Genomic DNA, 19596 nt, shown 5'->3' with positions numbered 1-19596 from the left:
AATGTTTAAGCGATTTGTTTTAATCTTTTGGCTGCCTCTTCACGTACAGCGGGGATGATATAACGACCATAGTCGACCGTATCATAAATAGGATCGTAGCCACGATTTAAAAAAGTCGTAACCCCTAAATCTACATAGTCGAGTAATGCCGCAATAATGGTGTCTGGCGTACCAACTAGGGCAGTCGTATCGCCATAAGCTCCTACAGCAGTTGCAGTTGGCATCCATAATGCGCGGTCATGTCGATCACCTTGCTGGGCTGCTGCCAATAAACGCTGTGAACCGATGCCTTTGATTTTATGTCCTGATAATGTGCCGTTATTTTGAAAAGTTGGATTGTTCTGAATGTCTGCAAGAATCTGTTCTGCTCGTTGCCAAGCAAGTTCTTCGGTTGCACCAATAATAAGACGTACAGATAAGCTAACTGGAGGCTGTGGTTTATTGGCTTTTTCTGCTGCGAGCTTCAATTTAGTAATTTGCTCTTTTACTCCAGCCAGTGGTTCACCCCATAGTGAATAGAGATCTGCATGGCGAACTGCAATATCATAAGCAATATCAGATGAGCCACCGAATGATATCGGGATTGTACCGTTGACTGGCTTTAACGGGCAAAAAGCATTATCTAACTTAAAGTATTTACCTTCATAGCTAATGGGTTGATCACTTTTCCAAAGTTTCTGGATGATATCTAGATATTCACCCGTCCGTTCATAGCGCTGAACTTTATCAACAATATAATCGCCTTCTTGAGGCTCGGCAGTAATTCCAGTAATTGCATGTAAACGTATTCTTCCACCACCTGTAGTATGGTCAAGCGTAGCAAAAGAACGCGCAGCAAGATTTGGAGTGAGGAGTGCAGGACGATGGGCAATCATAAATCCGAGGCGTTCTGTATGCTGGGCAAGGTATGCCGCAATTTGTGCACTGTCTGGACTGCTTGGCCCGCTAGCAATTAAGACTTTATCAAAACCCGCATATTCATGTGCCCGTGCGTGGTAACGTAGATATTCGAGGTCAATTTTATGGCCAATTCGCGTTCCTTTGGTTTCAGACCATTGGTTAGGGAAAACCATACCTACAAATTCGATGCTCATTATTAAACCTATTTTGTGGATTTTAAATGAATGAGCAAAATAAATGCCAAGCTTTATACCTATATAAATCAAATGTTGTAGTGATTTATAATTATTTTAATGTTTGGATTTAATCAAAAAGACAACATTGTGTTTAAGAAGCAACATATCACAAAAAAAGAATTGTGTTGATTTTTAATTTATAAGAGAAAATATTCTTAGAATAAAATAGGTGAATTTTGGATTAAATATCTTTATTTATTATTTATTAAAAAACACCCTGAAATGTAATATAGCCTTTTAGAATGCTTATATCATAAGTTTTATGGGGCAATTATGAAGACCTTTTTAGATAATGATTATAAAGTAATTACTTTGCCTGATAATGGTGTTCCTGTAAAACCAATAAGAGCAAAAGCAATTATCTTTTCAGATCAAAACTCCCGTAAATTATTAAATCAAGTGGAAACGATTGCTCCAAGCTCTGCCAGCGTCATCATTCAAGGTGAATCTGGAACAGGTAAAGAGTTAATTGCGCGTGAAATTCATTTGAAAAGTGATCGTAAAAATAAGCCTTTTCTTGCAGTCAATTGTGGTGCTTTAGTCGAGACACTTGCTGAGTCCGAACTGTTTGGTTATGAAGCTGGGGCTTTTACGGGTGCAAATAAAACACGAGCTGGTATTTTTGAAACAGCCGATGGTGGCACTTTATTTTTAGATGAAGTGGGTGAGTTACCACTATCCTTACAAGTTAAGCTGTTAAGGGTATTGCAAGAAAAAGAAGTGGTACGTGTGGGTGGTCGAAAACCGATCCCAATTAATGTCCGTATTCTGTCGGGAACACATGTCGATTTACGCAAAGCTGTAGCAGAAAACAAGTTTCGTCTCGATTTATATTATCGCCTGAATGTAGTTGTGCTTAATATTTTGCCACTACGTGAACGTAAAGGGGACATTTTACCTCTGGTTGACTTCTTCTTAAGTTCATACTCTCAGAAGCTCATTACGACTAAGCCAAATATCAGTGATAGAGCAAGAAATGCGCTGCTCAATTATAGCTGGCCAGGCAACATTCGTGAGCTAGAAAACAATATTCACTATGCTTTGCTGGTGAGTGGCGGTAAAACAATTGATCTTGAGCACTTAAGATTTTCTGAGGAACCGGGTTCCGCCGTGTTACCAGACAATGATCTGATTCAAGAGTTTGAGAATATCTTAAAGCGTTTATTTCAGGAGTATGATGGGGAAGCTTGGCATATTATTGAAGATAAAATTGTAAATACTGCATTTTCAAGTTGCTGGAATAATCAGGTCAAGACTGCAAAAATGTTAGGTCTATCTCGTAATGTTTTGCGTAATCTTCTATCAAGATATAACTTACTACCTAATAAGAATGAAAATGAAATCGCTTAATGATTTTACATAGAAAAAACATCCATTTTTTAATGGATGTTTTTTTGCGTTGTGAATTTTGTGACCCATAAACCCAATTCAAATAACAGCCACATTGGGACTCCAAGAGCAAGCATGCTAAAAACATCAGGAGGGGTAATAAACATGGCAATAAAAAAGAAGAATACAATGATGTGCTTACGATGTGCTTCTAGCTGTTGAATAGAAATAAGACCAATAAAAATAAGAATATAAGTTAAAACTGGAATTTGAAATGCCAGACCAAACGCCAGAAAAAGCTTTAAACAAAAATCCAGATAGCTATTGATATCCGTCATGGGTAACACATTATCGGGTGATGCCAATACGAAGAACTTTAAAGCAAGTGGCAAAATTAAAGTATAGGCAAACACAATTCCTAAATAAAATAAAAGGTTACTCGAAAGCACGAGTGCTATACCGAACCTTTTTTCTTTTTGATAAAGTGCGGGAGCAACAAATTGCCAAAATTGATAAAGAATAAAGGGAATACTTAATAAAATCGCAAAATAAATATTGAGTTTAAAAGGTGCTAAAAATGTACTCATGACATCTGTTGCAATCATGGTGGAGTTGCTAGGAAGCAATGAAATTAAAGGGTGAGCAAGAAAATGGTAGTTCTTCTGAGCAAGCGGCAATAACAGTAAAAAAATCGCTAAAACAATACTAATGCTATAGATCAGCCGTTTTCTTAATTCTTTTAAATGTTCGCTATATTTCATTTCAGTGAGGCTTTCACTGACAATATGTTCCGTCATGCGGCTTGATCCTCACTGAATTTATTGGCTGTTTTAAAATGAGCTAAAAATGGTGTCTTTAACTCATCTTGTGAACGGGTATAGATATAGTCATTGATGCGCCGTGCTTTGGTTTTTTGTTCCGTAAAAACAGATGTTTGTACATTTTCAATTTCTTGTTGCATGAGAGCGAGTTGTTGTTTGAGCTGCTCTTCATTTTGTTTTATTTTTTGCAGCTCTTCATGCATGACTCTCTTAAGTTCGATCAGGTCAAGTTCATTTTCAATATCATTTTGAATTTTATTAATTTGGTTTTTAACTGCTCTGTATTTGAGGAGGACTGATCTTAACGTGTGAGGAAGCTTTTCAGGTCCTAAAATAATAAGCGCAATAATTGCAAAAGCTAATAACTCTCCAAAGCTGATATTAAACATAATAATAAATCACTCATATTTTATTTTGTTTTTCATTATGTGATTCAACTGGACTAATATCTTTGTACTGCTGGTTTTGCAATAATTTTTAATCATCAGAATTAACCGAGTCTTTAAAATCTTTAATTGCACCACCTAAGTCCTTACCTAGATTTTTTAACTTCGAAGTTCCAAATAATAAAATAACAATCACCGCAAACAGTAAAATATGCCAAATAGATAAACCCATTTTCTTCATCCTATATTATTTAAAATAAAAAATATTAATATCACGATATTATCTGTTTCCTAAATCACATTAATATCGATCAATATTCAAATTAATTATGCAGTGTGATCTAGCATATTAAGTGCCTGATTGCGAAAACCAAATAACAGCTCACTTTCTTTATGTCGAGGATGTGTCAACGGAACTTGAATAATTTCTTTAATTTTTCCTGGTCGGGCTGACATCACAATCACACGGTCTCCAAGATAGACAGCTTCTTCAATATCGTGGGTGACTAAAATCATGGTGATTTTTTCGTGTTGCCAGATACGCTGAAGTTCAGCTTGTAAGTGACTCCGTGTGATGGCATCTAAAGCGCCAAAAGGCTCATCCAAAAGTAAAATATCAGGTTTATTGACGAGTCCGCGGGCAATTGCAACACGTTGTGCCATGCCACCAGAAAGCTCATGTGGATACGCCTTTTCAAAACCCTTCAGCCCGACAATTTCTATATGCTCATTTACCCGTAAATTTCGCTCTTCACGGGTGAGTGGAGTCTCTTCAAGTGCTAAATGGATATTTTCAAAAACAGTAAGCCACGGAAGTAATCGGTGCTCTTGAAAGATAAGACCGCGTTTTAAATCGGTGTCTTTTATCTGGGTTTGATTTAGTAGAATTTCACCGTCATAGTCCTGATCTAATCCAGCAATGAGGCGTAGTAGTGTTGATTTTCCACAGCCACTACTGCCAACAATCGAAATAAATTCACCTTGCTCAATGTTGAGGTTAATACCATCTAAAACGGTCAAAGTATTTTGATCACGTTGAAAAGATTTATTGAGTTTTTTAATAGAAAGTAGAGAGAAAGACATATTAATTCCCGATGTTATTTTTTAAATTAAAGATTAGGCACGCCATTGCAAAAGGCGTTTTGAAATAAGATGAATGCTTGTCGTCATAAAGGCCCCGCAAAGGGTAACTGTGATGGCGCAAACCAACAGAATATCCATTTCGGCATTAATCTCGGCTTTCATCATTAAGTTGCCGAGTCCCGCACCTGCATTGAATAGCAATTCACTTGCTGTCGTGGTGATCCAAGTAAATGGCACGGCTAAATTTAGACCAGTTAAAATATGGGGTAGGGCTTGGGGAAGGCGTATTTTTTTAAATTTGCGCCAGAATGAAAATTGATAAATAAGTGCGATTTCATCGTATTTTGTATCATTATGGCTGAGTCCCTGAAACGTATTGATTACTAATGGAAAAAATGAGGCAAGCGCGATAATAAAGATTTTTGCTTCTTCTCCGTTACCAAACCATAAGGCAATTAAAGGTGTTAAACCCAGTAATGGAACTTGTCGAATACTATTAAATAGTGGAGAAACTAAAGCATTTAAAACTTTTGAATAGGCAAGCAAAGTACCTAAAATTAATCCGCTTATTGAACCTAAGATGAATCCAATTCCAGCTTTTTTAAGACTTCCCCACGTGTTCAGCCACAATTCACCTGTTTCAAGCAATTTAATAAATGCGAAATAAATGTTTTGCAAAGGAACAAATGCATAGGCATGACTGGCACCTAAACTTGAGTTGTATTGCCATAAGCCTAATAACAATAATGGTAGTACTAAGCCTTGTACTAAAATAATTGGCCGTTGCCATGTCTGTTTTAAAGTAAAAGAACGCTGAGACATTATTTATTTCTCCCTCGAACTGAGCGCAGGTGAGATAAAGCGTTGTTCCACTAAACGTAAAACTTTATCTAAACCAAACCCGACGACGCCTGTGATAAACACACCAACCATCACAACATCTAAGCGCAACATTTGACGTCCTAGTTCCATCATTTGCCCAATACCCGTTCCAGCTGCCAGCAGTTCAACGGCAACTAAAATCAGCCATGCACGACCAAGTGCGATTCGTAGTCCACCAATTAACGGCGGGAGTATGGATGGAAGAACAATAAGCCTGAGCCAAGCACGTGTTTTAAGTTGGTAAATTTGCCCTAATTCAATATATTTTTTAGGAATATTCTTGACTGCATCGGCAGTGGCTAAAGCAATTGGAAAAAAGCAGGCTTTAATAATCAGTAAAATTTTAAATAACTCCCCAATCCCAAAAATTAAAATAAAAATAGGGATGAGGACAAAGATCGGAATTTGATAAAGAACGTTGAATAAAATATAGGTGTAATTACGGAACGTTGTGTTTGCTCCATAGGCAATACCAAAAGCAATTGCACTGATTGCTGCAATAGAAAATCCCAAAAACAGACGAGAAAGACTATCTTTGAGATGCATTTGAAGCTCACCACTTTGTAACAACGCAATGAAGGTATTCCAGACAGTTTTAGGCGGCACCAAAATTTGGGTTGGGAAAATCTGTAAAGAACTGATCAACTGCCAAATGAGTAATACTAATAAGGGTGAAATCACAGAGAGCAGCCCATACACCTTTTTAGAAGAAAATTTCTTACGGAGTGGGGTTTTAAATAAAACGTTATTTTGCTCAATAAGTGGCTTTACTAGTATTTTCATGGTCTAGTTTCCCTGCTTATTGGAGGCATGATTTGCCTGTAAATTTTGAATCGCTTGACGGGTAAACTTCGGATTCAACAGTTCATCTGCTTTGATTGGTGTTTGAATAAGCTGATTTTTCACAGCGTGATCAATGACTTTTGAATAATGCTGTTTAAGAAAATCGACTTGATAGTTAGGTGACCAGTCTTGTTGCCATGTGCTTGCCGTGTTCTGGCTTTCACGTTGAATCACACTAAGCGGTTGACCAAACTTAGTTTGACTTTGCTGAAACTCATCTTGATGGTGGGCAATCCAGTCGATTGCACGTACTGTCGCATCGGCGAGTAATTGGGTGGTGTCTGGATGTTGCTCAATATAACTTTTGCTGCCCCAGAGTTCAGCACGCATTTTCCAGTCCGCTGGCAAAGATTGTGACGACCAAATGATTTTACCCAGATGGCGATCTTGCAAAGTAAGCGCATCACTTAAGGTAAAAAAGGCATCTACACTTTTGGCAGATAGAGCAGCAGCCCCAGCTTGTGGGTTTAAGTTAACAATTTGAAAGTCCTTTAAGCTTAACCCTTTACTTTGTATGAGTTGACCAAAGTTAATTTCCCACGGACGGCCACGATGTAAGGCAATCTTTTTACCTTTTAATTCCTCAATAGATTTAATAGGTGAATTCGCTGGAACAATAAGGTAGACGTTATTACCCACACCTCCAGGTACAACAATTTGCGTTTTAACGCCTGTTGCATTGAGCACTACAGCAGGAAGGTTTCCATAAAAAGCAAAATCGATTTTATTATTTATAAAACTTTCATTGACTAGAGTCGCTACAGCAGCAGTCGTCACTGGTTCCCACTTTAATTCAATGTGATTTTGCTCTAATGCTTTTAGAAAAATTTGATCTTGTGAAATCAGTTGTGGCACACCAATAAAGTCCAAACTCCCCGAAGTGCCGTTGGCAACGACTGCTATTCGGAGTTGTTGCTGTTCAGATTGTTTTGGGGTGGACTCTTCGGTTTTTTGTGCGCCACAAGCAACAAGACCCAAAAAACTGAAACCTAAAAGTAGACGTGGAAAAATACGCATATCATCATAAGAATTAAAAAATATATGGGTATAGAGCAAGAACCAAGCCAATAAAATTATTTCAAATAAATCAATTGGTTGTATTTTTTATAATTTATTACTGAGCTTAAATAATGTAGTTGTGTTGTGATTGGAACACTCTTTAGCGGCTAAGTGTTGAAATATCAACACAGCATTTAAACTCGATTTTATAATAGCTATATAAAACAGTACCATAGCTGAAAATTAATTTAAAAAAATATCGGCATGATTCCTGCTCATAAGACTTTTAACGAATTAAATATCGTCAAATCTTTAAATTATCGAGATTCATTATGTCAGTTGAGTTTTTATGGAGAATCCCTGTTCATGGGGATGGTCGTCGAGCACATCAGTTACACACACGCGGTGAATGGAATCAATTAACGCCATCAGTTCAATCTCCACAACGTGTTGCACCGCAACATGAAGACCAGTTATTTGCTTACTATGACTATGTCCAGCAAGTAGCGAAAGCAGCCGATATTGTTGGTTTTCACGGCGCACTCATTCCTGCTTTTCCACATACTGAAGAACCATGGGTGTTAGCATCTGCACTGGCAAGAGAGACAAAAAGACTTCGTTTGCTCATCGCAATTCAGCCCTGGTTTATTCATCCTGCTTATGCAAGCCAAATGGCTGCAAGTTTGCAACGCTTAAGTCAGGGACGAATAGAGTGGAATGTGATTTCAGGTGGAGGCGGTGCACAACAACGTGCGTATGGGGACTTTATTGAACATGATCAACGCTATGCACGAACCAACGAATTTTTAGAATTTGTGAAAGGTTATTCGCATCATGCACCTTTCAATTACGATGGAAAGTTTTTCCATGTTGAACAGGGCGGTCTGAAATACCCAATGAATCAATATGACGTTCCGCGTTTGTGGTTAGCAGGTGCGAGTGATGCCGCTTTACAAGTGGCAGGACGTCATGCCGATATTCATTTAACTTGGGGGGAGCCTGTAGACCAACAAAAGAAAGTGATCGAACAGGCTCAAAATTTCTTTGAGCAGAATTCGCCGGAACGAAAAGTTAAATTTGGCATGCGTATCGATATTTTAGCGCGACCTACTCAAGAACAAGCCTTTCAAGAGCTTAAACAAATGTATGAAACCATTACAGTTGATGGTAATGCATTTGAACGAAAAGACACTGAATCGGTAGGAGCTAAACGTCAGCAAGCATTGGCACAGGGCAATCGTTTTGAAGACTTATTTGTAAGTCCGAATGTTTGGGCGGGAATGTCAAATGTAAGAGGTGGGCCAAACTGTATTTTAGTAGGGAGCTATGAACAGGTCGCAGAGCGTTTGCAAGAGTATATTGATATTGGGGTTGGACATTTTATTTTAGCGAGTAATCCACATTTAGAAGAAGCATATCGAGTGGCTGAAGAAGTCTTGCCCTTAGTAGGATATAAATTAAAATAATAAACTTAGACTCCTTTGAGAAATCAAAGGGGTCTTGTTGTTTGAACAGCATAACAGTGTTTGAAAACCAACATCTTTTACATGGTTTATTTAAATACTTTTTATTAAATATATTAAAAATAATAACTTAAGTATTTGGCATGGCTTGTGCAACTTGCTACTTAATCTTTTATTTTTAGTTTAAGTTGCTATGCGTGATCAAATCTTTAATCCCCATAAGCGGGCTTTGCTCTTTGAGCAATTTGCGACAGTTGCAGCCACAACTGAAATTGCAGATCCGTTTGCACGGCATGATCAAGAAGCCATTCAACCTGCTCCAGAGAAGTTGAATAAAGTACTGATTGCAATTATTGCCGTTGCTTCAGCACATCTGGGAATTTGGTATATCGCAAAACAATTACCAACACCGGCTTTAGACATTCATAAACCCGAACCTGTGGTGATTGAAATTGTAAAACCGGTTGAACCACCTAAAGTGATTGAACCCAAAATCCCACCGATTACTGAAAAACCAAAAGTTCCACCTGTTGTGGAAAAACCCAAGCCAATTCCTAAACAAGTTGAACAGCCCAAACCTGTCCAAAAAAGTGTGGAGCAACCTAAGCCAGTTGCCAAAGCGGTGGCTGAACCAACTCCACAAAAAGTTGCAGAACCTGTGGTCACAAAAGAAGTAGTCGCAGAACCGGTTAAAAAAGTGGCTGAGCCTGTAAAAGCGTCAGATGACAATTTACCTGTGACTGAAGCCAAAGGTTATGCCGGATATCTCAGTAACCCTGCACCTGAATATCCTGAACAAGCTTTAGAACGTGGTTGGGAAGGCTCAGTCATTTTACGGGTCAAAGTATTAGCAAATGGCAGTCCTGATACAGTCAGTGTCAAGCAAAGTAGTGGCAAAAAACTTCTAGACAGTGCTGCCGTAAGAACAGTAAAGCAATGGAAATTTTCACCTGCGCTAAAAGGGAAAACCCCTGTAGAAGGCTGGGTCGATGTTCCAATTCATTATCAATTACCGAAATAAAATTTAAATTAAGAGGATATTTTCATGTCAGATATTAATTCATTGATCCATGACGGCACGATCTGGTTATTAGTTGCTTTCTCAATTGTGACTTGGGTGTTGATTGTGGTTAAAGTGATCCAGACCCAACGAGCGACAAAACAAAGTAAGCTTTTTGTAGAAGAGTTTTGGAAAGCAAAAAATTTATCAGATGCAGTAACTAAGTCTGAACTTGGTGAAGGCCCAGCAGCACGAGTGGCTAACACTGGTTTTCAGACTTTAATTGAAGCAGATGAAAAGACACATCAAGACTTACAAAACAGTTGGAGCCGTCAGGACTTATTAGAACGCCATTTAAGTAAACAAGTTCTAACTGAACGCCGTCAGTTAGAAAAAGGCTCGGCTTTACTGGCTTCTATTGGAAATAACGCACCATTTATTGGTCTGTTCGGTACAGTATTTGGGATTATTCATGCATTACAAGCGATTGCTCATTCAGGTAATGCAAGCATGGATGTCGTGGCTGGACCAATTGGAGAAGCGCTGGTTGCAACGGGTATTGGTATTGCGGTTGCTGTACCTGCGGTACTTGCCTATAACTACTTTGTGCGTAAAGTAAAAACAATTGGCGCAGATCTTGATGATTTTGCAACTGACTTTGTAAGCTTAAATCAAAAGGCAGGATTCCAACTACCAACTGCTAAAAAAGGTACGACTGGAAATACGACCCTTAAGGATAATTCTGTTAAAGAAGTGAAAGAGAAAGGAGTGTTTGCATAATGGCAATTTCTACCTCTCAAGAAGACGATGTCGTCAGTGAAATTAATATTACGCCGCTGGTCGATGTCATGTTGGTTTTACTCATCGTGTTCATTGTGACAGCTCCTTTGTTAACAAATACTGTCAAAGTAAATTTACCCAAGGCAGCTCCGACTCAATCTACAGACCAGAACAAAGCTGTGGTCATTAGTGTAAATCCACAAGGTGAAATATTCCTTGATAAAGATAAGGTGACACTTGCTAACTTTGAACAAGAAATAAAGTCACGCAAAAGCAGTAACCCTAAATTAGCTTTAAACTTGAATGCTGATGAGACAGTACCTTATGGGACAGTCGCAAAATTATTGGCAAGTATTGAACGCGTAGGGGTAGATAAACTCTCTGTGATTACAGTACCTAAGTAATTATTACCCCATAAAAAAAGCTGCTTCGGCAGCTTTTTTGTATTGTGAGTTTACAGATGAGTATTTTAAGCTTTCCAGAGTTTTTCAAAGCGCCATGTCGGAAAAATCGTATGTTCAGGAGCTAAACCGCCAATATCTTTAGCTGCCGCATCAATGGTATGGCTAAACCCCCAAATGAGCATGCCACCACGTTCATGTTGAATTTTTTGTGCTTGTGCTAAATGGATTTTGCGTTTGGCTAAATCAGGCTCAGCTAGTGCTTTAAAAAATAACTCACTATATTCAGGGTCTTTAAAGTTCACACGATTGGTCGTGGAAATTGGGGCATCGTTAACAACGGCAGTCGATAAATAGGGTGTGCCGACATTGGTCGCATTACTCGATAACTGCCACTTACTGCGGTCAGGGCCATTAAATGTTGCAAAATCCACTTGTTTAACTCGAATATTCACATTGGCTTGTTTTGCTTGCTCGGCAAAAATTAATGCAGGTTGAGCACTACTCACTGGGGTAACAAGCTCTACACTCAAACCCTCTTTAAAACCTGCTTGCGCTAATAGATTTTTTGCCTCGGCAATATTTTGTTGGCGCTGCGGCAAATTGAGAAAGGCAGGGTCTTGCGGCGAATAAAGATCATTGGCGATTCGACCTTGCCCATTTAAGCCTCGTTGTACCAACTCCTCTCGGTTTGCAATCAAACGAAATGCCTGACGCACTCTAGGGTCATTAAACGGCGCTTGTTGAGTGTTAAAGTCAAAACTATTATGTGTATTGGTCGCAGAGCGTATGGTTTGAATGTGTTTTGCTTGCTCCAAAATTTTAATATATTCAGGTGAAATCGCATTTGCGACATCAATTTGCCCAGCCAATAAAGCATTTAATCGAGAGACCTGATCTTTAAAATCAATCACTTCAAAACTATCTGCATAAGGTTTGTCTGCTTTAAAGTAGTTATTAAAACGGGTAAAAACAGAACGTTGCCCCGGAATAAACTCTTTGACTTTATATGGACCAGCTCCGACTGGATTATGAATAGGGTCAAAGTCAGTCGGTACAATTCCTCCAAAGTTTACCCAAGTTTCGGGCAATGCAACAAAGCCGGGAATCGTACTAATAAAAGGAATACGAACAGTGTATTCATCTAGTTTTTGAATACGATCTCGGTCAATCCACTGCACCAGATTGCGAAATGGTGAAGCGAGTTTAGGATCTGTTAGACGTTTTACTGAAAAGATCACATCATCAGCAGTAATGGTTTTACCGTGATGAAATTCTAACCCTTTGCGTAACCGGATGGTCCATTCACTTGCATTATGATTAGGTTCTGCAAACTCGGCTAAAGCAAGTCGGGGCAGCATATTTTCATCCCATTCCCATAACTTATTATAAATAGCGAAACCTCGTGTAATACCACTTCCCGATGCTGAAAGATGAGGATCTAGACTGCCTGATTGTTGTCCTCCAATTAGACCCAAGCGTATAACTCCTCCATGCTTAGGCGTTGCTGAAGAAGTACTGTTTGATTCGGTACTATTATCTGGAGAGGGGCTACAACCTGATAAACTGCCCATCAAAGAGACGCCACCTAGCGCCGTAAGACTTTGTGTTAAAAATTTTCTACGTGATAACTGAAATGTTTGATTTGTCATTATAAATACCTGATTAGATCTTCATCTTCTAAGGTATTGCAGAATAAATGCCAAGTTTTTTATATAATTTTACGATATTTATCATTAACTTATATAAATCTTATTTTCGGTAAGTGTCTCTATTTCAGCAGCTTTGTTGAAAAAATAAACATGAATAGAATTGATAAGTAAACAATGAGAAATTAAAAATAAATAAATCAAATGGTTAGTATTAATTATTTAGCCGTTTAATGGTTGGCATAGGGTTTGCGTAACGCATTGTAAATTTACTTTACTGAGTGTGATATGAGACAGCCTTTTCAATTAAAACCTTTAGTTATTGCGCTTAGCGTATTAGGGGCGACTTTACCGTTATATGTTTTTGCCGAAGAAACGCCACAACAAGCAGGTGATTCTGAAAGTGATGTAATTACTTTGTCAGATGTAGTCGTTACTGGAGCAACCAAGAAAACTACCGTTGTTCCCAAACGCAAAGTTACCTCAATTTATGGAACGGATAGCTCTGTATTGGATACCCCACGTGTAGTATCCCAAGTATCAGAACAACAATTTAGAGAAGATGTTATTCGCAGTGCGGATGATCTCGTCAAATATGCGCCTAGCATTACGCGAGGCGGGGGACAAAATGCTAACTTTGCTCCACAAATTCGTGGACAGAACTCGGAAGTTTTTCAGGATAGCCAACGCATTTACAGTACTCGCCATCCAACCAATCTCAATGCTTATGAAGGAGCCGATATTGTAGCAGGGCCAACAGGTGTAATTTTTGCGCCGACTTCAGGTTCTGGCGGATATATTAACTATCTGACCAAAAAGCCTAATTTTAATAAAGCCGAGACCAATATCTCTGGGACTGTAGGTTCCATTTACTCAGGTAAAGGCGCAGAGCCTAATTTCTCTGTCAGTATTGATCATACAGCCCCTATTTCAAAAGAATTAGCATTTCGCGTGAGCGCAACAGCACAAAAAACAGATGACTATTATGACAATGTGAAAAATAACTTTAATGCATTTTATGGGGCGCTTGCTTGGCGTCCAAATGATCGTTTAAGGGTAGATTGGAATATCAGTTACGATGATTATTACGATTTTAATGTGACACATGGCTGGAATAGAGCATCGCAACAATCGGTTGATAATGGCCTTTATTACAAAGGTAGAGCTACGCCTATTATTCAAAATGGTTCGACTTTTTGGTCTCCTGTATTTGAATCTGGTGCACCAAACTCTAAAGTCATTGGTTGGCAAACTCGTCAGAAGAGCGATAAAAACCAATATGTGGCTGTTGGTGGAGTTCAGACTACGCCGTTACCGAACTCAACTGCCGATCAAGCAGGAACTATTAAAGGTTGGGTGTATGATCCATCAATCCCCGGTAATGAATTGGTCAAGCTAGATGATCATGTTTCTGGACGTAGTGAAGATAAAAATAGTGCCAAGCGATTTAGCACTCAATTAAAACTCATTAAAGATTTAAATGACCATTGGTCTATTGCAAACAGTACGCTCTATCAAAATAACAAAGATTTAGGCGACTCTGTTGGAAGCTTCTTTACAGATTTAGATCATGAGTTAATTGATAACCGACTAGAATTTTTAGGCGACTATGATTTTGAAATAGGTGGCGTAAAAATTAATAATAAAAGCAGTACAGGGGGAACATATCGTCATGAAAAGTTTACGTCCTTAGCAGCAAATAATAGTTTTAATATCAATCCTTATGATTTAACCAATGATCCATTGCAGAAGAACCCTGGAGACTTACTGGGGTTAATCAACAATAGCGGTTCAACAGGAGGTTGGATTGGGCAAGCAGGGGTACCTCAATATTCTCAATATTTTGGATATTTAAATTTACCGCGCATGTACCCAATTGGAAATGGTTTATATGCAGAAAAAGGTGGCTTCCCACCAAATGGAGGAGGAGCTGTCTATACCGGATCTGGTTTTTGGGATACGTTGAGTGTATTCACTCAACAAAACTTTACCTTTAACGATGTATTCGGTATTAATTTAGGTATTAACCATAGTTCTGTAAGAGCAAAACTTGAAAATCCACTCGTTTTAACCCCAACAGATGTCCGTTCTTCGAGTGATAAATATAGTCTATTAAGCTATCAACTAAGTACGTTCATTAAGCCTACGGCGAAAAGCACACTCTATTTTACCTATGATAAAAGCACTGCATTAAATACAGGAGTATTTGGACCTTTCTTGATTTGGGGCGCAGGAAATCAACTCAATCCTTTAGCTTTTGACAGTCAAAGTGAGCTAAAAGAAGTAGGATTTAAATATGAACCTATCACTGACCAGTTATTTTTAACCCTAAGTGGGTTTGAACAAAAACGAGATTTATCACCTGATACGAACGGTAATATGGCTCGCTTTGAAGTAAAAGGTATTGAGTCATCATTAAGATGGCAACTCCAAAAAAATATAGCGATTGGGGGCAATTTCACTTATTTAGATGCTGAATACAGCTCTATTATACCTGCTGGTTTTTCACCATTTGGCTTTCATGCGGACAATGCTACGGTTTGGGGAGACAATAATGCTTTAAACCAACGTAAAGCTGGACGTTATGATGCAGCTGGAATTCCCAAGTACTCTGCAAGTGCTTATGTAGATTACCAACATCAGTCTGGTTTTGGGGCCAACCTATCAGGATGGTGGACAAGCTACTGGTACACGAACCTAAGTCAAACCGTGAAAGTACCGAATAACTATAATCTGGACTTAGGTCTTTACTATCGTCAGCCACAATGGACGGTGGGCCTCAACATTCTTAACTTAACCAATGAACGAAATTTTGTGAATGGTTTGGCAGGCGCGAATAGCGAGTTTTTACAACCCATGCGTCCTCTGACTGTACAGGGTCAATTTAGTTATAAATTTTAAAACCAATCAATCATTTCCAAGAATCTTAAAAAGCCATACGTCTGTATGGCTTTATTATTAATACGGGATATAAAACACGTTAAATCGTGAATGTTGAAATAACAACAATAATACCTTTCAGACTGTCTATCTATCAGCAGCATTGAATCATTTTTATTTTTAAATTTTTATTAAGTATTTGAAATTATTTAAATAAATTAAATGGCATAGAAGTTGCCAATATAAGAATAGATTTATTTAAATGGAGTCACCATGTTTAAGGTTACAAAAATTAGGCAGAGTATTTTAACTGCTATGTGGGGAGTAACGGCGAGTGTTTCGACCTTAGCTTTAGCGAACGATGATACTGATGCAATTCCTGCTGAGCAACAAGCTCAAGTGGTAAATGCTAAAGATGTAAAAAAACTAGGCGATGTCATCGTTACTGCACAATATCGTGCACAAAACATTCAAAAAGTTCCGACTGCAATTACAGCAGTTTCGGGCAAAGATTTGGCAGCGAAAGGCTCAACATTTATTGGTGATGTTTTAACTTATACACCAAATGCAGCAGCTGAAAACCCAGATGGCGATAGCCGTCCACGCTGGTATATTCGCGGTCTGGGAACTGGCGATGTTGCAGCCTCTACAGTTTTCCCAGTCGGTATTTATGCAGATGGGGTTTATCTAAATGCGCCTGTTGCTGGTGCTGGAGATTTATTCGATTTAGAACGTATTGAGGTTCTCCGCGGTCCACAAGGTACGCTTTACGGTAAAAATACCACGGCTGGTGCAGTAAATTACATTTCACGGAAACCCGTATTTTCAGACAAACCGACTGGTTATGGAACTATAGGAATAGGCGACCATAATCTTCGTACTTTTGAAGGCGCCGTGAATGGGGCTATATCGGATAACGTTGCAGTACGAGGAGCATTCTATTCAGAAGACCGTGATGGTTATGCAAAGAATTTAGCCAGTGGAGAAGACTACGGAGATGTTGATAAAAAATCATTCCGCTTCCAGATACTAGGAAAAATTAATGATGATTGGAATGCTTTAGTCAATCTACATAGCCAAACTTATAATGGTCTTGGTAATAATGGCTCTTTAAGTATTGGAAAATACTGGGGTGTTTATGAAAGACCAGAAGGCCGAGATACAAATTTAGACTTACCTGAAAGTAATAAAATTCAACATGATGGCGCTTCACTCACCTTAACAGGAGATTTAGGCGGCGGTCATACTTTTACATCCATTACAGCATTTGATAAAACCACTCAAAAATCTATTTCTGATGGTGACTATACGCCTTACGATGTAGCAAGAAGCTATAGCGATAATGAGTGGCGTCAATATAGTCAAGAGTTTCGAATTTCTTCTGATGCTGAAAAAAGACTCAGTTGGATCGCAGGTTTTCACTACTTTAATGAAGATTTGGATTCAACAGGGGTAAGCGCACGAGTAAACAAAACATTACCGAATGGCGTTCCAGCTCAAACGGCGGGAACACCAGCTTTTAGGGATATTACCTATAATCAGACCACACAAAGTTTTGCCTTGTTTGGTAACAGTACCTATAAATTTACCGATAAATTTAAAGTAACAGGTGGTTTACGTTGGACAAGTGAAGAAAAAGACATTGATCTAGACCTTGTTCAAATTACTACGGGCGATTACACCAAAGGCAGTTGGTGGCAAAAGGATGGATACAGTAACGCGGTCTATAACCCAGCGCCGAATGCAAATGGTTCAACAAGTCGTAAAAAAAGATGGAATGAGCTGACCTACGATATTACGCCAGAATATGAAATCACTCCTGACATCAATACATACTTCCGTTTTGCTCGAGGTTTTCGCTCAGGAGGTTTCAACACCGGTCTGTCAAGTAGTCTGACTCAACTTGCAGATGTTAACCCTGAATATCTAAACAGCTATGAGCTAGGGTTGAAGTCTAGCTTGTTACAAGGCAATTTAACGGCCAATGCTAATATTTTCTATTACGACTACAAAGATATTCAAACAAATCTATTGGTTGCGACCGAAGGACAGGGTGGAGGGGTAACCTCGGTTCTGGCAAATGGACCTAAGGCAGAAGTAAAAGGTGCAGAATTAGAATTAGACTATTTAGCGACCGATAATTTACGCCTACGTTTTGCAGGCGCTTATTTAGACAGTGAATACACCGACTTCGTTGATAAAAACCCAGTAACCAATGTAGTAAATGCTGACAATACAGGTAACAGCTTGGTTCGTTCTCCTAAGTACACCATCGGTTTAGGGGGTGAATATACCTTTAACCTTGATAGTGGAGCACGAGTTATTGTGGGCACAGATGTAAAATATCGTGACCGTGAATTCTTCTTAGTGAACCGTCAAGATTATTCTGTTGACCCAATCTTAAGTCAAAAAGCTTATACCTTATGGAACGCTAACGTTGGGTATATCAGCGCAAATAATAAATACCAAGTTAATGCTTACGTTAAAAACCTGTTAGATGAAGAATATCAAGTTCATGGGCGACCGAATGGTCCTGCTGGGCAATATGTCTTAACCTATGGAAACCCACGTCAAGTTGGTGTTTCTCTCACTGCAAAATTCTAAGCTTTGCTTTACGGAGAAAATAATGGGAATTGAATTTTTTACACGTTTGCCGCTTCATGGCGAAACAGAATTTTTACCCGGTGATCCACGTAATCGCGGTGATTGGGCCAATATTGAAAATGTTGAAAATACCGGAGCGGTTTCTAACTATAACGTAGGTGATGATTTTACCTATATTGATTATCTAAGTCAGATTGCACGGGCTGCAGAAATTAATGGGTTTGCCGGCGCACTCATGGTGAATGCTCCAACGGGTGAAGAGCCTTGGACTGTATGTTCGTTACTTGCTCGAGAAACCAAAAAACTTAACTTTGTGACGGCATTCCAGCCTTATCATTTTAGTCCATATAATGCTGTACAAACTACGGCAACTTATCAGCGTGCAACTGGCAATCGACTGGTTTGGAATATTATTAATGGCGGTTCGGAAGTGATTCAACGTCAAGTAGGCGATGACTTACCACATGACGAACGTTATGCACGTGCTACAGAGTTTCTAGATGTTGTAAAAGGATATTGGAATAATCCTTCATTTCACTATCAAGGAAAGTACTATTCGGCAGAAGGTGGCGGATTAAAATATCCACTGAATAAAGCGAGCCTTCCTATTATTTGCACCGCAGGTTCTTCGGAAGCTGCTCGTGAATTTGGAGCGAAACATGCCGACTATTATTTAATGAGAGCTGAAAAACCTGAAGAAATCGCGGCATTGATTGCCGATGTGCGTTTGCGTGCAAAAAAGTATGGTCGTGAAAATATAAAATTTGGTTTATCAATAGATACCATCGCACGCCGTACTGAACAAGAAGCATTAGCAGAGGCTCAGCGTTTTCTTGATGAAGCAGCTGAAAAGCAACGCTTACATGCAGCAGCAGCCCATGCGGGTTTACGTTCAGCACGAGTATTAAGCTTCGAAAAAGAGTACGCCGAAAAAGATGGTAGTAAAAATGTCAGTGACTTCTTTATACATCCAAATGTCTGGTCTGGCTTTGGCTATATTGGTGTTCCACCAGGTGTTGCTTTAGTGGGAAGCTACCAACAGATTATTGAGCGTATTCAAGAATATAATAGCATTGGCATAGAGTTATTCTTTCTTGCAGGCTATCCACATCTTGAAGAATCATATCGACTTGGTGAGCACGTGCTTCCATACTTTAAAAAGCAACGTGCTCGATTACAGCCTACAGTAGCTACACCAGAGTTTGATATTGCGCTTTAACAAGTGATCGTTGTAAATATGCCTGATTAGTAGGTTAGTCAGGCTTTTTAATTTTTATCTATGTATAAGTTTCATTTTGTCAAGCAATTTCAAACATTTAAAACCATTATTATCAATAGCT

Annotated in this window: 16 protein-coding genes and 1 pseudogene; 8 read left to right on the top strand and 9 right to left on the bottom strand. The window is 38.8% G+C overall.

What is annotated here, in order from left to right; all coding sequences use genetic code 11:
* Positions 1–5: 5 nt before the first annotated feature.
* Positions 6–1094 (bottom strand): LLM class flavin-dependent oxidoreductase, encoded by a 1089-nt coding sequence (locus tag RMB03_RS15790; protein ID WP_311076871.1) that lies wholly within the window; start codon positions 1092–1094, stop codon positions 6–8.
* Positions 1095–1409: 315 nt separating this feature from the next.
* Between RMB03_RS15790 and RMB03_RS15785 the strand changes: the two genes are divergently transcribed.
* The gene (locus tag RMB03_RS15785) at positions 1410–2486 is read left to right on the top strand and encodes a sigma-54 dependent transcriptional regulator (RefSeq protein WP_311076870.1); all 1077 of its coding nucleotides are present in this window, start codon (positions 1410–1412) and stop codon (positions 2484–2486) included.
* Positions 2487–2515: 29 nt separating this feature from the next.
* Here the strand turns inward: RMB03_RS15785 and tatC are convergent, their stop codons facing one another.
* The 7 genes and pseudogenes from tatC to RMB03_RS15750 all read right to left on the bottom strand — a co-directional run bounded on the left by tatC (position 2516) and on the right by RMB03_RS15750 (position 7497).
* Positions 2516–3262, bottom strand: a complete 747-nt coding sequence (gene tatC, locus RMB03_RS15780; RefSeq protein WP_311076869.1) for a twin-arginine translocase subunit TatC — start codon at positions 3260–3262, stop codon at positions 2516–2518.
* Positions 3259–3675 (bottom strand): Sec-independent protein translocase protein TatB, encoded by a 417-nt coding sequence (gene tatB, locus RMB03_RS15775; RefSeq protein WP_311076868.1) that lies wholly within the window; start codon positions 3673–3675, stop codon positions 3259–3261. The genes tatC and tatB overlap by 4 nt, the downstream gene beginning before the upstream one ends.
* Positions 3676–3688: 13 nt before the next feature.
* Positions 3689–3904: pseudogene (locus tag RMB03_RS15770) on the bottom strand (Sec-independent protein translocase subunit TatA).
* A 95-nt stretch (positions 3905–3999) separates the two neighbouring features.
* Entirely contained in the window at positions 4000–4755 is a 756-nt protein-coding gene (locus RMB03_RS15765) for an ABC transporter ATP-binding protein (RefSeq protein ID WP_311076867.1), read from the bottom strand.
* Positions 4756–4788: 33 nt separating this feature from the next.
* Entirely contained in the window at positions 4789–5577 is a 789-nt protein-coding gene (locus tag RMB03_RS15760) for an ABC transporter permease (protein WP_205469240.1), read from the bottom strand.
* A gap of 3 nt (positions 5578–5580) precedes the next feature.
* On the bottom strand, positions 5581–6420 hold the full coding sequence (locus RMB03_RS15755; protein ID WP_205469239.1) for an ABC transporter permease: 840 nt from the start codon (positions 6418–6420) through the stop codon (positions 5581–5583).
* A 3-nt stretch (positions 6421–6423) separates the two neighbouring features.
* Complete coding sequence (locus RMB03_RS15750; protein WP_311076866.1) at positions 6424–7497, bottom strand: ABC transporter substrate-binding protein; 1074 nt, start codon at positions 7495–7497, stop codon at positions 6424–6426.
* 314 nt (positions 7498–7811) lie between these two features.
* On the opposite strand from RMB03_RS15750, the gene RMB03_RS15745 reads away from it, so the two are divergent.
* The 4 genes from RMB03_RS15745 (at position 7812) to RMB03_RS15730 (ending at position 11126) form a co-directional block, all read left to right on the top strand.
* A complete protein-coding gene (locus tag RMB03_RS15745) occupies positions 7812–8945 on the top strand; it encodes an LLM class flavin-dependent oxidoreductase (RefSeq protein WP_311076865.1) in 1134 nt (377 codons plus the stop codon).
* 190 nt (positions 8946–9135) lie between these two features.
* Entirely contained in the window at positions 9136–9963 is an 828-nt protein-coding gene (locus RMB03_RS15740; RefSeq protein WP_311076864.1) for an energy transducer TonB, read from the top strand.
* Between the two features lie 24 nt (positions 9964–9987).
* The gene (locus RMB03_RS15735) at positions 9988–10722 is read left to right on the top strand and encodes a MotA/TolQ/ExbB proton channel family protein (RefSeq protein WP_311076863.1); all 735 of its coding nucleotides are present in this window, start codon (positions 9988–9990) and stop codon (positions 10720–10722) included.
* Positions 10722–11126 carry a biopolymer transporter ExbD gene (locus RMB03_RS15730; protein WP_001018517.1) on the top strand — a complete coding sequence of 135 codons (405 nt, stop codon included), beginning with the start codon at positions 10722–10724 and terminating at the stop codon, positions 11124–11126. The genes RMB03_RS15735 and RMB03_RS15730 overlap by 1 nt, the downstream gene beginning before the upstream one ends.
* A 65-nt stretch (positions 11127–11191) precedes the next feature.
* Here the strand turns inward: RMB03_RS15730 and RMB03_RS15725 are convergent, their stop codons facing one another.
* A complete protein-coding gene (locus RMB03_RS15725; protein ID WP_281833861.1) occupies positions 11192–12775 on the bottom strand; it encodes an ABC transporter substrate-binding protein in 1584 nt (527 codons plus the stop codon).
* 285 nt (positions 12776–13060) lie between these two features.
* Here RMB03_RS15725 and RMB03_RS15720 point away from each other — a divergent pair, with 285 nt between their 5' ends.
* The 3 genes from RMB03_RS15720 to RMB03_RS15710 all read left to right on the top strand — a co-directional run bounded on the left by RMB03_RS15720 (position 13061) and on the right by RMB03_RS15710 (position 19475).
* Positions 13061–15673, top strand: coding sequence for a TonB-dependent receptor plug domain-containing protein (locus RMB03_RS15720; protein WP_311076862.1), 2613 nt, complete (start codon positions 13061–13063; stop codon positions 15671–15673).
* A 252-nt stretch (positions 15674–15925) separates the two neighbouring features.
* Positions 15926–18256 carry a TonB-dependent receptor domain-containing protein gene (locus tag RMB03_RS15715; RefSeq protein ID WP_336622899.1) on the top strand — a complete coding sequence of 777 codons (2331 nt, stop codon included), beginning with the start codon at positions 15926–15928 and terminating at the stop codon, positions 18254–18256.
* A 22-nt stretch (positions 18257–18278) separates the two neighbouring features.
* Positions 18279–19475, top strand: coding sequence for an LLM class flavin-dependent oxidoreductase (locus RMB03_RS15710; protein WP_311076861.1), 1197 nt, complete (start codon positions 18279–18281; stop codon positions 19473–19475).
* Positions 19476–19596: the final 121 nt, after the last annotated feature.

Source organism: Acinetobacter sp. V91_7, assembly GCF_031799075.1.
Taxonomy (GTDB): Bacteria; Pseudomonadota; Gammaproteobacteria; order Pseudomonadales; family Moraxellaceae; genus Acinetobacter; species Acinetobacter calcoaceticus.
Note: the sequence above shows the minus strand (reverse complement) of the source record. Positions and strands in the feature narration are given on the sequence as shown.